The organism is Arthrobacter sedimenti, from assembly GCF_042652025.1.
Taxonomy (GTDB): Bacteria; Actinomycetota; Actinomycetes; order Actinomycetales; family Micrococcaceae; genus Arthrobacter; species Arthrobacter sedimenti.
Genome location: NZ_JBHSDQ010000001.1, coordinates 361,452 through 376,436 on the forward strand (window position 1 = coordinate 361,452; position 14,985 = coordinate 376,436).

Genomic DNA, 14,985 nt, shown 5'->3' on the forward strand with positions numbered 1-14,985 from the left:
TGTCCCTCTTAGAGCAGCTTCTGGGCGGCCAGGAAGTCAACCAGCTTGATGCCGGCGTCGCCCTCGTCGGTGATGATGGTGCCTGCGGTCCTGGGCGGCCGCTGGTCCGCGCTGGTCACGCTGGTCCAGGAGCCGGCGAAGCCCACCTGCGCCGGCTGCACGCCGATATCGGCCAGGGACAGGGTGGTGATGCTCTTGCGCTTTGCGGCGATGATGCCCTTGAAGTTGGGGTACCGGGGTTCGTTGATTTGGTCCGTGACGGACACGACGGCGGGCAGCGGTGCCTCCACCGTTTCAGACGACGTGTCGGCGTCGCGGCGGGCGGTCAGGCGGCCGCCGTCCACCTGGAGAGTGGACGCGAACGTGACCTGGGGCAGCCCAAGCCGCTCGGCCAGCTGCGCCGGAACAAGGGAGGTCTCGCCGTCGGTGGAAGCCATGCCGGTGATGACCAGGTCCACGTCGCCCAGGTGCCGAACTGCGGCGGCCAGGGCAAGCGAGGTGGCCGCGGCGTCGGATCCCGCCAGGGCGTCGTCCGTGAGGTGCACGCCTTCGGTGGCGCCCATCTGCAGTGACTTCTTGACTGCGTTGACGGCTCCGGCGGGTCCCATGCTGAGGGCGATGACCTGGTTGCCTGCTTTGCTTCCGCCGCGCGCCTCCGCCAGCTGCAGGGCTGCTTCAAGGGCGTACTCGTCAAGCTCGGACAGAATGCTTTCGTCGCGGTCCGCGGTGTTGCCCTCCCCGTTGAGGTGGCGGTCGAACTGGGCGTCCGGTACATGTTTGACCAGGACTACGATCTTCAATGTCTCTTCCACTGTGTTTACAGCAGCCTTCCATGCTTGTGGACAGCCAGCCGGGTGGGCATGGCCGCGGGATGCCCGGCAGGCGGGTAGCTCCTAGCTAACCATATCGGCGCGTCCCCGCGCCCCCTTCCGTTAACGCCTGTTTCAGCGCTGTTTCCCGAGCAGGGAATGACGACGGCGGCGCCCCCATTGGTGGGGACGCCGCCGTCGTCAGGGCCTGCGTTAGTGCTGTCCTGCCTTAGCTGGCTGCCGCGCCGAGCGTGACGTCGAACGTCTGCTCGCTGCCGCCGCGCTGCACGGTGATCTTTACCTTGGATCCTGCCGGCTGTTCCCGGACTGCCGCGGTCAGCTGGTTGGGCTCGCCGATGGTGAGGTCGTTGAACTTGGTGATGACGTCACCCGCCTTGATGCCGGCCTTGCCCGCTGCGGAATTGGGATCGACGGTGGCTACGTCGGCGCCGACGGAGAACTCTGAGGCCGCGCCCGAGGTGGTCTTGGCCTTGACGCTGACGCCAAGCTGCCCATGGGAGGCCTTGCCGCTGTCGATGATCTCCTGTGCCACGCGCTTGGCATGGTTGATCGGGATGCTGAACCCGACGCCGATATTCCCGCTCTGCGAGGTGGAGGTGCCGGAGCCGGCGGACGCGATGGCCACGTTCACGCCGATGATCTCGCCCTTGCTGTTCACCAGGGCGCCGCCGGAGTTGCCGGGGTTGATGGCCGCGTCCGTCTGGATCACGTTAATGGCGATTGAGCCCTCGCTGGAATTCTGCTGGCTCTGCCCGCCGCCCGGAGGGGCGAACTGGAATCCCTGGTCGCCGCCCTGGCTGTTGTCCCCGCCCTTGGGAGCAGCCGACGATGCCACGCTGATGGTCCGGTTGAGGGTGGAGACGATGCCGTCCGTGACGGTTCCGGTCAGACCGAGCGGGGAACCGATGGCGATGGCAGTATCGCCCACATTCAGCTTGGACGAGTCACCAAGGGTGGCAGGGGTGAGGCCGGAGGTATCGTCCACCTTGATGACGGCGAGGTCGGACAGGGGGTCGGTGCCCACCAGCTTTGCCGGCAGGACCTTTCCGTCGCTGGTGCGGATCTCAAGGCTGGCGTTGGCGGTCTGGCCGTCCAGGGTCACCACGTGGGTGTTGGTCAGGATGTGCCCCTGGTCATCAAGGACAATGCCGGAACCGGTGCCGCCGGAGCTGCCGCTGGTGGCGCTGATGGTGACCACGCTGGGCGAAGCCTTCACCGCAGCTGCGGTAATCGCGTTGACGTCGTCCTTGTTGTTGACGATGACCGTACCGGGCTGGCTGTTGCTGCCAACGGTCGAGGTGCTGGAGGCGTTATGTCCGGAGAGCTCGCCCGCGCCAACGGTCGCCACTCCGCCGCCCACCAGGCCTGCTGCGAGGATGCTGGCCACGAGGGTGCCGATGCCGAACGTCGCTTTCCGGCGCGGGGCGTCCTTGGGGTTGGGGGCCAGGCCGACGTTCCCGTTGGGCGCGCCGTGGCCGGTGCCGTGCATGGGCTGGCCATTCTGGTGCTGCTGCTGGCCGTAGTATCCGGGCTGGCCGTCCTGGTGCTGCTGGCCATAATTTGCGGACTGGCCGTAGAACGGCTGACGCTGCGGGTAGACGGGGCGTGGTGCGCCCGGCAATTCCTGGGTGTGGTGGTCACGCGCCTCCGGCCGGTCCAGCCGCTCCGTGTTGTTCTGTGGGCCGGCGTGATCCTGGGGGGCCGGGTTGCCTTGAGGGGTGCGGGGGCCGCCTGCGTTCCCATACTGAGTTTCCGACTGGCGGTTTCCAGGCTGTTCCGCCCCCTGCTGGTGCCACGGGTTCCGGCTTTGCGCACCGTTGTCCTCAGGGACCGGTCCTGGGGTTTGATTCTCAGTCATGAGACTTCCTTTCATCCTCGTCTGCCATTAACTATGAACCGTTCCGCTGGAACAAGCTCGGATGTTTGCTGAGAGCTTCCTGAACGCTTCAAGCAAGCCTGTTTGGTCGGGGGGCGTTTCGCTGGAGGCATATTCGGTCGCATGGACTGCCTGTGGGGTGCACCATAGAATCAAGATGAAATGCCACAGCGACCTGCGGCTTCACACCAAGCGTGGGGGCGCTGCTGGATTCGACGACTGATTCGTCCCGAATCGGTGTCAGGCGTGCTGAAGGGTTGCACATGCGGTCAAAGTTCAAACGTATCCTCGCCGTGATCGGCCTTGCCGGACTGCTGGCGGTACCTGCCGGCGCCGCCTGGGCCGACGACCCGGTCACCATCCCCTCCGGGACCAACATCGTTGATAACGCAAACGTGCTGGGCAGCCGGAAGGGTGAAGTCCAGGATGCGATTCAGAAGCTGTTGAAGGATCACAAGTACAACCTGTACGTGATCACAGTGAAGTCGTTCGACAACCCCTCTGACCCCACGGCCTGGAGCCAGGCCGTGGCAAAGACAAAAGGCATGGGCAAGGCCGATGTCATCCTTGCCATCGCCACCGACCAGGGCAAGTACTACTTCTCCCCCAACTCGGCCAGCGCCATTTACTCCAAGCGGAGCAACATCACCCAGAACGCGGTTGTCGCCAACCTCGCCGGCGGGAAGAAGGACTATGCCCAGGCCGCCATCGACACCGCATCCGCCGTGGGCGACGCTGCCGGCGGCGGCAGTGGCAACGTGTCCTCCGGTGACGGCGCAGGTGCGGGCCTGCTGGTAGGCGCAGGCGTGGTGGTTGCCGGCGGCGGCGCGTATCTGTATTACCGGAACCGCCGAAAGAAGGCAGCCGGACAGGGTGCATCCAGCGCAAGCTACGGCCCCCAGGGGGCCGAACTGGACCCGCTGGCTTCGCTAAGCGTTGAGGAACTCCGCCGGAAGGGCGGTTCGCTGCTTATCGAGGCGGACGACGCCATCAAGTCCAGTGAGCAGGAACTTGGCTTCGCCCAGGCCCAGTACGGGGATGCCGCCGTCGGAAACTTCACCAAAGCCCTAGCGGAAGCGAAGGCGCACATGACGGAGTCCTTCAAGCTGCAGCAGCAGCTCGATGACCACATCCCGGACACCGAGGAACAGCAGCGGACCTGGCTGGGTGAGATCATTCGCCGCTCTGAGGCCGCCCTGGAGTCGCTGCAGGAGCAGAAAGCTGACTTCGACTCCCTGCGCGAACTCGAAAAGAACGCTCCGCAGGCCCTGGCCGCCGTCAACGCGGGAGCCCGCGAGGCGGACGCCAAGATCTCCAGCGCCGAACAGTCCCTGGCGGCCATGCGGTCCAAGTATGCCGACAGCGCGCTGGTCCAGGTCTCGGACAATATCGTCCAGGCCAAGGAACGCCTGGCGTTCGTGCAGAACGCATCCGAGACCGCGCGGCAGAAGCTGGGTGAAGGCGAAGGCAGCATGGCGGCCGTGGCCGTCCGTGCTGCCGAGGAGAGCCTGCACCAGACCAACGTCCTCCTGGACGCCATCACCAAGGTTGCCGGCAACCTCGACGAGGCCCGCAACGGGCTCGAAGCAGCAGTTGTGGACACCTCACAGGACCTGGCCCAGGCAAAAGCCATGATCCAATCCGGCGCCCACGCGGAACTTGCAGGACCGGTAGCCGCGGTGGAGGCAGCGCTCGCGCAGGTGAAGACGGAGATCCAGGGCGGGAAGATCGATCCCATCGCCACCCTTCAGCGGGTAGAAACGGCCCACCAGTCCCTGGACCAGGCCCTGACCGGGATCCGCGACCAGCAGGAGCAGGCACGGCGGGCACAGGCATCACTGCAGCAAACCATCATGTCCGCGCAGGCCCAGATCAGCGCCACCTCCGACTACATCACCGCCCGGCGCGGCGGCGTGGGAACCGAGGCACGCACCCGGCTGGCGGAGTCCCAACGGAACCTCGACTATGCGCTGTCCATTGCCCGGACCGACCCCGTCACCGCGCTCACTTACGCGCAGCAGGCCCACGCCCTCGCGGCGCAGGCGGCACAGCAGGCCCAGGCGGACGTGGAGCACTTCGACGGCTACGCGAACCAGGGCTTCGGGCGCGGAGGCATGTTCGGCGGCGGAGGCGGCGGCGGACTGGGCGGCGCCATCCTGGGTGGCATCCTGATCAACTCCATCCTCAACGGTGGCCACGGAGGCTGGGGCGGTGGCGGCGGCTGGGGCGGCGGCGACGGAGGCGGCTGGGGCGGAGACTCCGGCGGCTTCGGCGGCGGGGACTTTGGCGGCGGCGATTTCGGCGGCGGCGATTTCGGCGGCGGAGACTCCGGCAGTTTCTAAAGACTTCCGCCGGACACGCCGGAAGATCCCGGCGGGCGGACAGACGAACTACACCACTGTGCACCGGTTCCAGTGGTCAACAAAGAGCAGGACGAAAGGCAAACACCATGGTTAAGCAGTCCATTTTCGGCCGGATCGCGCAGCTGGCAAAGGCGAACATCAACTCTTTGCTGGACAACGCCGAGGACCCGCAGAAGATGCTGGACCAGATGGTCCGCGACTACACCAACAACATCGCCGAAGCCGAGTCCGCCGTAGCGCAGACCATCGGCAACCTCAGGATGCTGGAAGACGACTACAACGAGGACGTCAAGAACGCCCACGACTGGGGAAACAAGGCACTTGCCGCCTCCCGCAAGGCTGACGAGTTCCGCGCGGCCGGCGACGTAGCCGACGCCGAGAAGTTCGACAACCTGGCAAAGGTGGCCCTGCAGCGGCAGATGGCCGCTGAAAGCGAAGCCAAGGGCGCGGAGCCGAGCATCGCCTCCCAGCGCGAGGTCGTGGACAAGCTGAAAACCGGGCTGGACCAGATGAAGAACAAGCTCAACCAGCTGACGAGCAAGCGCAACGAGCTTGTTGCGCGGTCCAAGACCGCAGCCGCGCAGACCCAGGTCCACGACGCCATCAAGAGCATCGACATCATGGACCCCACCAGCGAAGTGGGCCGCTTCGAGGAGAAGATCCGCCGCGAAGAGGCAAAGGTCCGCGGCCAGCAGGAGCTTGCAGCGTCCAGCCTGGACGCCCAGTTCAACCAGCTGGAGGACCTGGGTGAGCAGACTGAGATCGAAGCGCGCCTGGCGGCGCTCAAGGCCGGCGGCAACTCCAAGCCTGCTCTGGGCGCAGCAAGCCCGGCATCATCAGAATCGACGGTCGACGAGGCAGACTTCGACAAGCTGTAAAGCCCGGCGATACGTCGCCAACTGATACATGGCTATGGCCGGGACCGGGTCCCGGCCATAGTTGTGTCCGCTGTGTGTACCGTGGTGCCATGGCTTCTTCCGAAGGAACGTCCCTGGTCTGGCTGCGCGATGATTTGCGGTTGGACGATAACCCGGCCCTGTCCGAAGCGGCCGGCCGCGGTTTGCCGTTCACTGTCGTTTATATCCTGGATGAGCAGTCCCAGGGTGTGCGGCCCCTCGGCGGAGCCGCCCGGTGGTGGCTGCACCACTCCCTGGCCGCACTCTCCGCGGACCTCGAAAGCCGGGGATCACGCCTGGTACTTCGCCGTGGCCCTGCCGGAGAAGCCATCAGGACGCTGGCCACCCAGACGAAGGCGGACCACCTCTTTTGGAACCGCCGGTATGGGCAGCCGGAACGGACTATCGACGCCGACCTCAAGGAGTGGGCGGGCGGCCACGGGATGCAGGCGTCCAGCTACCAGGCGAACCTCCTCTTCGAGCCCTGGACCGTCAAGACCGGAGCGGGCGGACCCTACAAGGTCTATTCGCCGTTCTGGCGGGCCTGCCTCGCATCACAGGACATCCGGAACCCCTTCGAGGCGCCGGACACCCTGCCGGAGCCTGCACCATCGGGACGCGGCCTCCCAGCCAGCGACACGCTCAGCAGCTGGAACCTCCTGCCCTCCTCCCCCGACTGGAGCGGCGGCCTGGCTGCCACCTGGCGGCCCGGTGAGACGGGTGCACAGCAGCGCTTGGAAGACTTCCTGGACGGGCCCATCGAGGATTACGGAACCGGCCGGAACCTGCCCGGCACCGAAGGCACCAGCAGGCTGTCACCGCACCTGCGGTTCGGGGAAGTCAGCCCGTTCCGCGTGTGGAGGGAGATCCGGCGCCGGCATCCGCACAACGTCCCTTCCGACGTCGGTACCTACCGGGCCGAGCTGGGCTGGCGGGAATTCAACTGGCACCTGCTCTACCACAACCCGGATTTAGCCACCCGCAACTTCCGCCCGGCCTTCGACAACTTCCAGTGGGCCCCCACCAGTCGTGAAGAGCTTGCCGCCTGGCAGCAGGGCAACACGGGCTACCCGCTGGTGGATGCCGGGATGCGGCAGTTGTGGCAGACAGGCTGGATGCACAACCGGGTTCGGATGGCCGCCGCGTCGTTCCTGGTTAAGAACCTCCTCACCGACTGGCGGATCGGGGAGGAATGGTTCTGGGACACGCTGGTGGACGCGGACGCCGCCAACAACCCCGCCAACTGGCAGTGGGTGGCCGGGTCCGGGGCGGACGCCTCGCCCTACTACCGGATCTTCAATCCCGTCACGCAGAGCAAGAAGTTCGACGCCGGCGGCAGCTACCTGCGGACCTTCATCCCGGAGCTCCGGGACGTCGAGGGCAAGGGCATCCACGAGCCGTGGACGGTTGAAGCGGAAGGCTATCCCAAGCCGCTCGTGGACCTGGCCGAATCGCGGGAGCGGGCCCTGGACGCCTACCAGAAGATCAAAAGCGCCTGACCAAGCACAAGGCAGCGCCGCAGCCTTTAGCGGCTGACCTTGCCCATCAGGGAGGCGATGGGCCGCAGGAAGATGGGGCGGGCGAGGAACCATGCGGCCACCATAACGGCGACGGAGGCAAGGAACACCCAGAAGCCGAACCAGCCGTCGTCGTCGCTCCCTCCGTACATGTGGTTCAGGTTCCGCAGCGCGCCGGTGGTAAGCACCAGGAAGACGTGGACCACGATGAACGCCACGAAGTAGATCATGACCGGGAAGTGGACGGCACGGGCCCATTCGATGGGGAACGCCTTGTTCAGGCTGGCTGCCTTCCTGGGCCAGGCGCCGGACATCCGCAGGCCCGTGATGAACGCCAGCGGCGCCGCGATGAAGACGGTCACGAAGTAGGCCAGCAGCTGCAGCGCGTTGTAGTTGATCCAGCCGTCCTCAGTGGGCCAGTCCAGGGAGGCGTACTGCAGTGCGGCCGAGAGCGCGTTGGGGAAAATGTCCCAGCTGGTGGGAACGATGCGCATCCATTGCCCTGTGGCGAACAGCAGGACGGCGAAGATGAGCCCGTTCAGGATCCAGAGCGCATCCAGAGTCAGGTGGAACCAGAGCTCAAGGCTGATCTTGGTGGGCGCGTTCCTTGTACGGATCAAGCCCTTGTTGTTCCTGGTCCAGTGGCCGCTGGGCCGCGTGGTGGTCCGCACCTGCCAGCCGGTGCGGATGATCAGGAGCAGGAAGAAAGCGTTGAGGAAGTGCTGCCACGCCAGCCAGGCCGGAAACCCTACAGGGGCGTCGCCCGGCAGTTTCGACTGGCCCGGGTAGTCGGCGACGAAGGAAGCCACCGCCGGCAGCCCCATGAGCAGTTTGGCGATCAGCACCACCAGGACCACGGCCACGAGGACGGCGGGAACCATCCAGTAAAGCCGGGACCGCTTGCCCGTCGCGGCGCCGGGCTTCTTCGTGGGTGTGGCCATCGAACAACATACCTCTCAGGAAGGACTGGGGCTGCCCGCAGATCGCGGGGCCCTTCGAAAGAGAATACTAGGAACTGGGCGCATCCAAGGAAACGAAAAACCCCGGCCGGCGTAACTGCCGGTCGGGGCCTTTATAAGTTGCGGGGACAGGATTTGAACCTGTGACCTCTGGGTTATGAGCCCAGCGAGCTACCGAACTGCTCCACCCCGCGTCGCTTGATCAACATTACCCTACTTTTGCCGGCACCCCGACCACGCAGGCCCTAAGGCCCGTCCCCGGCGACGTAGCGTGGTCACGTCAGGTGCAGCTATGGCAAAGTTCGACGGCGGTGCTGCCGCGGCCGCCCGTGCCGGGCAAAGCAAAAGGCCCGGACACTGTTTCCAGTGTCCGGGCCTTTCCTCAGTTGCGGGGACAGGATTTGAACCTGTGACCTCTGGGTTATGAGCCCAGCGAGCTACCGAACTGCTCCACCCCGCGTCGCAAGAACTACTTTACCGGGAGGTGAACCCGAGGCCAAATCGGAGCGGCGTGACGTCCGTTACGCCAGCCCGGCACCCGCTCCCCCAAGGGCTCAAGTGCCGGGCTGCCGCCGTCGTACTACCGCCCCGCTGAGGCGGACGGTGAAGGCGTGGCCGAAGGCGAGGCGGATGCTGCGGGGGCCGGGTTGGCCTCAGGAGCAGTGGCCGGGATCTTAGCCTCGGCGTCCATGGCCTTCTTCAGCGCCGCCGCAACCTTCTTCTGCGCGTCACCATAGGCAGCGAAGTCGCCGGCCGCAAGCGCGCTCTGGCCGGCCTGGATAGCCGAGTTCGCCTCATCCAGCGCCGCCTTCAGCTGGGCTTTCGCATCCGCCTCGGCCGGTGTGGTGGGCGCCGCCGGACCCGCCGGCGTCTGGCCGTTGTTGGCGGAGTCACCTGCGGCCGCCCCGGAATCCCCGCCAAAGAGCTGCTTGAGCGCGGCGTCCAGGGTAGGCGCGAAGCCCACCTTGTCACCAAAGGCCACCAGGACGCGCTGCAGCGTCGGGTAGGACGTCTCACCCGTCGACTTGAGGTAGACCGGCTGCACGTAGAGGATGCCGCCGCCCACGGGCAGGGTCAGCAGGTTGCCGTTCAGGACGTCCGAGGCGCCCTGCCGCAGCAGGTTGAGCGCCTGGGACACCGTGGGATCGGAGTTGAACTTGTTCTGCGCCTGCCCGGGACCGGGAACTTGAGTTTCCGGCGGGATCTGCAGGAGCCGCAGCTTGCCGTAGCCGTCCGCCTTCACGCCGGCCTGGTTGCCTGCGTCCGAGTCAGCGGCGAGGAAGCCGTACAGGACGTTGCGCGCATTTCCGTTGACAATCTGCGGGATGAATGAAGATGTCAGCTGGAAGGCAGGCTTCTGCTGGTCCGGCATCTGCAGCGACATGTAGAACGGTGGTTGCTTCACGTCCGTGCTCACGGTGGGGTCCGCCGGCGTGCTCCAGGCATCGTTGTTCTTGTAGAAGCTGATGGGATCCGTCACGTGGTACTGCCCCAGCAGTTCACGCTGGACCTTGAACAGGTCCTCCGGGTACCGGACGTGGCTCATCAGGGCGCCGGACATCTCGGAGTACGGCTTCAGCGTTGACGGGAAGACCTTCTGCCAGGCCTTCAGGACAGGATCCGTATCATCCCAGGCGTACAGGGTGACCGAACCGTCGTAGGCGTCCACCGTTGCCTTCACCGAGTTGCGGATGTAGTTCACCGTGCTGTTGGGCAGGGCCACGGCACGGCCGGAACTCGTCTGCGAATCAGCGGTGGCATCCGACAATGACTTCTGCTGCGAGTACGGGAAGTACTGGCTGGTGGTGTAGCCGTCCACGATCCACTTGACCCGGCCGTCCACCACCGCCGGATACGCACCGCCGTCAACCGTCAGGTAGGGGGCCACCTTCTGGACCCGTTCGCGCGGGCTGCGGTCATAGAGGATCTGGGACTGCGGGTTCACGCCGTCCGACAGCAGCAGGTCCGAGGACTGGAACTTGATGGCGTAGAGGATCTTGTTAAAGAACGAGCCCACGTTCGGGCCGCCGTTCCCCTTGAAGGTGTACTGGGTCTCCCCCTCCCCTTCCTTGCCGGAGGGCCGGTCCTGCTCACGGGGCGTGGCGCCGTCGGGGGCGCCCACGATGGAGTATTCGGGTGAGGACTCGCCGAAGTAGATCCTGGGTTCGTAGGTGCTGTCGTTGCCCAGCACGCCTGTTGACGGAATGCCGGACTGCAGGAATTCAGGTTTGCCATCAGCCGTGAACTTGTTGCCCTTGGCGGCCACCACTCCATAGCCGTGGGTGTACACCACGTGCTGGTTGAGCCAGCCCTGCTGGTTGGTCTGTACGTTGGTGGGGTTCAGTTCCCGGACCGCGATCACGGTGTCCTGGATCTTGCCGTCCACCTCGTAACGGTCCACGTTGAGGGCCTTGGGGAACTGGTAGTACGGGCGGTACTGTTCCAGCTGCGCAAAAGCATCCGAAATCAGGTTCGGGTCCAGGAGGCGGATGTTGGCTGTCGTCTGGGCATCGGGGGCCAGGGCCCCGGTGTTGGCCGTATTGGTGGCGTCGTAACGGGTTTCCTGGATGCCGTCCAGGCCGTAGGCCTTGCGCGTGTTATCGATGTTGCGCTTGATGTACTCGCTTTCCAGCGTCTGCTCGGATGGGCGGACCTGGAACTGCTGGATGACCCACGGATAGACACCGCCGGCCAGGATGGACGTGATGATCAGCATGGCAGTGCCGATCACCGGCAAGCGCCAGCGGCCGATGACGGCAGCCACGATGAACAGGATGGCCACCAGGACCGCGGCCACCGCGAGGATGGCCTTGGTGGGGATAACGGCGTTGACATCCGTGTAAAGGGCACCGGCCCAGCGGCCGCCGTTGCTCTGCACCGAAGAGTAGCGGTCCAGCCAGAAGTTGACGCCCAGGAGCACCAGGAACGCGGCGCCCGTGACGGCGATGTGGATCTGCGCGGCCCGGCTGGTGAACACGCCGCGCTCCATCAGCCGGATGCTGCCGTAGAGGTAGTGGGTGAGGATGCCGGCGATGCCCGCTATCACCACCACGCTGATCAGGAATCCGGTCACAAACCCAAGGAACGGCAGGGTCATCAGGTAGAAGCTGATGTCCATGTTGAACTGCGGATCGGTCTGGCCAAAGCCCACCTGGTTGAAGAACAGCAGGACTTTCTGCCACTGGCTGGCGGCTGCGCTGCCGGCAAACAAGCCAAACAGGACCGGCAGGCCAACCATGACAATCCTGCGGACAGGCTCCAGCTGTGCCTGGTAACGGTTGAGGTTGTCCCGCACCTCTGAGTCAGGCGCGTAAACGGGCCGGGCGTTGTAGGCAATCCGGATCGAGAAGAAGACGGCCGCGAACATAATGGCGAAGCCGGCCGCGAATGTTGCGATCTTGGCGAGGTTCTCGGTAATGAAGACCTCGACGAAGCCCAGCTGCCGGTACCAGAGGACGTCGGTCCAGACGTTGGCGAAGAAGATGAACCCCACCACCACCAGGGCGACGACGATCAAGGTGGGCGTCAGGGCGCCGCGTCGTGAAGGGGGCCTGCCTGTGGACATGGTGCTGGCGGGACGGGACAAACTGGGTACCTCATAGCTGGTCGTCGAGATTCGAAGCGTGCGAGCGACGTACGGTACCGGTCAAACGGCTGGTTTCGTCCGTCATCTGTGCCACGAGTGGCGGTGGAGCTTAGTTCCTGTCGAGTCTAGTTGGGCTCAGTCTAGTGCTGGCGCCGGTGCTATTTGCCGGTGCAGGACGGAAGTGCGGAGGTGTCCTGCCCGCTTCCCGCCAGCTCCACCGCGTGCCGGGCCCCGGCGAGGTTCTCCACCCGGACCACCTGGAGTCCGTCGGGAACGTGGCCGGCAACCTCGTCACAGTTGGCGGCGGGCGCCAGGAAGAGGGTGGCCCCGGCGGAGCGCGCGCCCCGCATCTTCTGGCCGATGCCACCAATAGGGCCCACGGCCCCGTCCGGGGAGATGGTGCCGGTCCCGGCGATGTGTTTGCCGCCCGTGAGGTCGCCCGGCGTGACGGTATCGATGATGCCCAGCGAGAACATGAGGCCCGCGCTGGGGCCGCCCACCTTGTCCAGCGAGATCTGCACCTGGAAGGGGAAAGTGAAGAGATATTTCAACATGACGCCCAGGATGAAGCGGCCCTGGCCATTGTCCTTGGGGGTGATCTGGACCGTGACAAGCTGGCCTGCCCGCTCAACTGTCACAGTTGCCGGCGCTCCCTTGCCCGCGGCCAGTTCGTCCTGGACAACGGACAATGAGGTGATGTCCTTGCCGTTGATGGCCCTGAGGATGTCGCCCTGCTGGATCTTGCCCGCGGACGCCGAGTCTTTGGACAGGTCCGCGGCCTGGAGCTGCTGGCCGAACGGGATCTTCAGTTCGTTCAGTGCGGAGGCCACAGCGTTCTCCTGCGACGTGGCCATGGCCACCGCGCTCTGTTCCTGGGCCTCTTCCTTGGTGGTGCCGGTCGGATAGATCAGTTCCACCGGGTATACGGCCTTGGAACCATCCAGCCAGGCGGAGAAGGCGTTGAGGATGCTGACGGAGCCCGTGGGGCCGCCGTCGACATATACCGTTGTCAGATCCAGGCTTCCGGCAGCGGGATACGTTTCATGGCCGCTGACGTTGATCACCGGGTGGCCCTGGCTCTCCCCCAGCGTGTTGTAGGTGGGCCCGGGAGACTCGATGACATAGGGCACCGGAAGTGTGCCCACGGCAATCCCCAACCCCAACGCCGCCAGCCCGGCAACCATCATGGTGGAAAGCCGCCTGCGGGGGTGCCCGTCGTCGTACGCCGTGGAGCTGCCGCCCGCGCCTTCGGTGCCGCTTCCACCCGGGCTTCCCGGCGGACCGCCCGCACCCTCAGGCGCGGTAGTGGAGAAGTGGGAAACGTCGGGAACGTGGTCCTCGGAGGGATGTCCGCCACGGGTTGTAGTCACCCCCCAACACTACGCGGTGACGGCGCGGCGGGGGCGCTTTGCCTAGAGCGAACGACGGCGGCGGACGGCAGACAGCCGACCCCCGCCGGGGTACCGTGAAGGTTGATCAACAGTCACACCATCGATCGGCGGGACCATGACCTCCAACCCACTCAATCCGTCCAACGGCGACGACAATCCGAAGGATCCGTTGACCGAAATGCTGCAGAACCTGATGGGCGGCAAGGGGATGGAAAACTTCGACCCCGCCGAACTCGCCAAGGCTGCAGGCCTCCCGGACGACCCCAACCTGCTGGCACAGATGTTCTCCCAGGTGCAGGCGATGATGAGCGCCCCGTCCGAGGGCCCCGTTAACTGGACCCTGGCCCACGACAATGCCCGGCGCGTAGCCGCAAGCAGCTCTGATCCGTCGGTCACTGCGCAGCAGTCGCGGGACGTCGACGAAGCCCTCCGCCTCGCAGAGCTGTGGCTGGACCCCGTCACCGACCTGCCCTCCACCGGCCTGATCGGCAAAGCCTGGTCGCGCGCCGAGTGGGTGGAGGCCACGCTGGGGACCTGGAAGCGGCTCACTGAGCCCGTGGCCAACAGCATCGCCAACGCCCTGTCCTCCGCCATGACGGAGCAGATGCCCGAGGAAATGAAAGCCATGATGGGCGGGGCCTCGTCCATGCTGCAGAACATGGGCGGCGCGATCTTCGGCATGCAGCTGGGGCAGGCCATCGGTGCCCTTTCCCAGGACGTGGTGAGCTCCACCGACATCGGCGTGCCGCTCGCCGACCTGGAAATGGCGCTCCTGCCCACCAATGTTGCGGCGTTCGGTGCAGGCCTGTCCCTGCCCGAAAACGACATCCGGCTGTTCCTTGCCGTACGGGAAGCCGCGCACGCACGCCTCTTCGTGCAGGTCCCGTGGCTGCGCGGCCACCTGCTGGGCGCCATTGAGGCATACGCCCGGGGCATCCACATCGACACCTCACGCATCGAAGAGCTCGCCCGCGACCTGGACCCCAGCAACCCCGAGGGCATCCAGGAAGCCCTGTCCCAGGGTGTCTTCATGCCGCAGCGGACCCCCGCCCAGGAACAGGCCCTGGAGAAGCTCGAGACGGCGCTGGCCCTGGTGGAAGGCTGGGTGGATGAACTCACCGCTGCTGCCACCGAAAAGGTCCTGCCGTCCGCGGGCGCGCTGCGCGAAACAGTGCGCCGCCGGCGGGCAACCGGCGGCCCCGCCGAACACGCCTTCGCTTCCCTGGTGGGACTCGAGCTGCGGCCGCGCAGGCTCCGCGACGCCGCCACCCTGTGGGCCAGCCTGAAGGAAGAGCGCGGCATCGAAGGCCGTGACGCCATCTGGCACCACCCCGACCTGCTGCCCACCGCCGAGGACCTGGATGACCCGAAGGGCTTCAGCTCACGCCGCAAGCTCGCCGAAGCCAGCGACAGCGAAGTGGATGATGCCCTGCAGAAGCTGCTCAGCGGCGGATTCGAGGACACCGCCGAAGCCGACAGCTCCGAGGGTGGGGACGGGGACGCCGGGGGCAAGGACTCGCGGGGCAAGGACGACGACGGCGGAACCGACCAGCCCAGGGGCTGACAC

9 protein-coding genes and 2 tRNA genes are annotated in these 14,985 nt (G+C 65.8%); 4 read left to right on the plus strand and 7 right to left on the minus strand.

All coding sequences use genetic code 11. From position 1 onward, the window contains the following. Positions 1–8 precede the first annotated feature (8 nt). A complete protein-coding gene (locus ACFO0G_RS01615; RefSeq protein ID WP_286404494.1) occupies positions 9–800 on the minus strand; it encodes an electron transfer flavoprotein subunit beta/FixA family protein in 792 nt (263 codons plus the stop codon). A gap of 238 nt (positions 801–1,038) precedes the next feature. Continuing rightward, positions 1,039–2,688, minus strand: coding sequence for a S1C family serine protease (locus tag ACFO0G_RS01620; protein ID WP_286397958.1), 1,650 nt, complete (start codon positions 2,686–2,688; stop codon positions 1,039–1,041). A gap of 281 nt (positions 2,689–2,969) precedes the next feature. On the opposite strand from ACFO0G_RS01620, the gene ACFO0G_RS01625 reads away from it, so the two are divergent. The 3 genes from ACFO0G_RS01625 (at position 2,970) to ACFO0G_RS01635 (ending at position 7,464) form a co-directional block, all read left to right on the plus strand. Beyond that, positions 2,970–5,048: a TPM domain-containing protein gene (locus tag ACFO0G_RS01625; protein WP_376976206.1), complete on the plus strand. Its 2,079-nt coding sequence runs from the start codon at positions 2,970–2,972 to the stop codon at positions 5,046–5,048. A 107-nt stretch (positions 5,049–5,155) separates the two neighbouring features. Next, complete coding sequence (locus ACFO0G_RS01630; RefSeq protein WP_286397960.1) at positions 5,156–5,947, plus strand: PspA/IM30 family protein; 792 nt, start codon at positions 5,156–5,158, stop codon at positions 5,945–5,947. An 89-nt stretch (positions 5,948–6,036) separates the two neighbouring features. After that, on the plus strand, positions 6,037–7,464 hold the full coding sequence (locus tag ACFO0G_RS01635) for a cryptochrome/photolyase family protein (RefSeq protein WP_376976208.1): 1,428 nt from the start codon (positions 6,037–6,039) through the stop codon (positions 7,462–7,464). A 26-nt stretch (positions 7,465–7,490) separates the two neighbouring features. Here ACFO0G_RS01635 and ACFO0G_RS01640 read toward each other — a convergent pair whose 3' ends face one another. From ACFO0G_RS01640 to ACFO0G_RS01660, 5 genes are all read right to left on the minus strand, one after another. Beyond that, on the minus strand, positions 7,491–8,423 hold the full coding sequence (locus tag ACFO0G_RS01640) for a cytochrome b/b6 domain-containing protein (RefSeq protein WP_286397962.1): 933 nt from the start codon (positions 8,421–8,423) through the stop codon (positions 7,491–7,493). Positions 8,424–8,561: 138 nt separating this feature from the next. Next, a tRNA-Met gene (locus ACFO0G_RS01645) sits at positions 8,562–8,635 on the minus strand. A gap of 192 nt (positions 8,636–8,827) precedes the next feature. Continuing rightward, positions 8,828–8,901: transfer RNA gene (locus ACFO0G_RS01650), tRNA-Met, on the minus strand. Positions 8,902–9,021: 120 nt separating this feature from the next. Next, the gene (locus tag ACFO0G_RS01655) at positions 9,022–12,006 is read right to left on the minus strand and encodes a UPF0182 family membrane protein (protein WP_376976657.1); all 2,985 of its coding nucleotides are present in this window, start codon (positions 12,004–12,006) and stop codon (positions 9,022–9,024) included. A 179-nt stretch (positions 12,007–12,185) separates the two neighbouring features. Beyond that, on the minus strand, positions 12,186–13,397 hold the full coding sequence (locus ACFO0G_RS01660; protein WP_376976210.1) for a YlbL family protein: 1,212 nt from the start codon (positions 13,395–13,397) through the stop codon (positions 12,186–12,188). A 136-nt stretch (positions 13,398–13,533) separates the two neighbouring features. On the opposite strand from ACFO0G_RS01660, the gene ACFO0G_RS01665 reads away from it, so the two are divergent. Further along, on the plus strand, positions 13,534–14,982 hold the full coding sequence (locus ACFO0G_RS01665; RefSeq protein ID WP_376976211.1) for a zinc-dependent metalloprotease: 1,449 nt from the start codon (positions 13,534–13,536) through the stop codon (positions 14,980–14,982). The last annotated feature ends 3 nt before the right edge of the window (positions 14,983–14,985 follow it).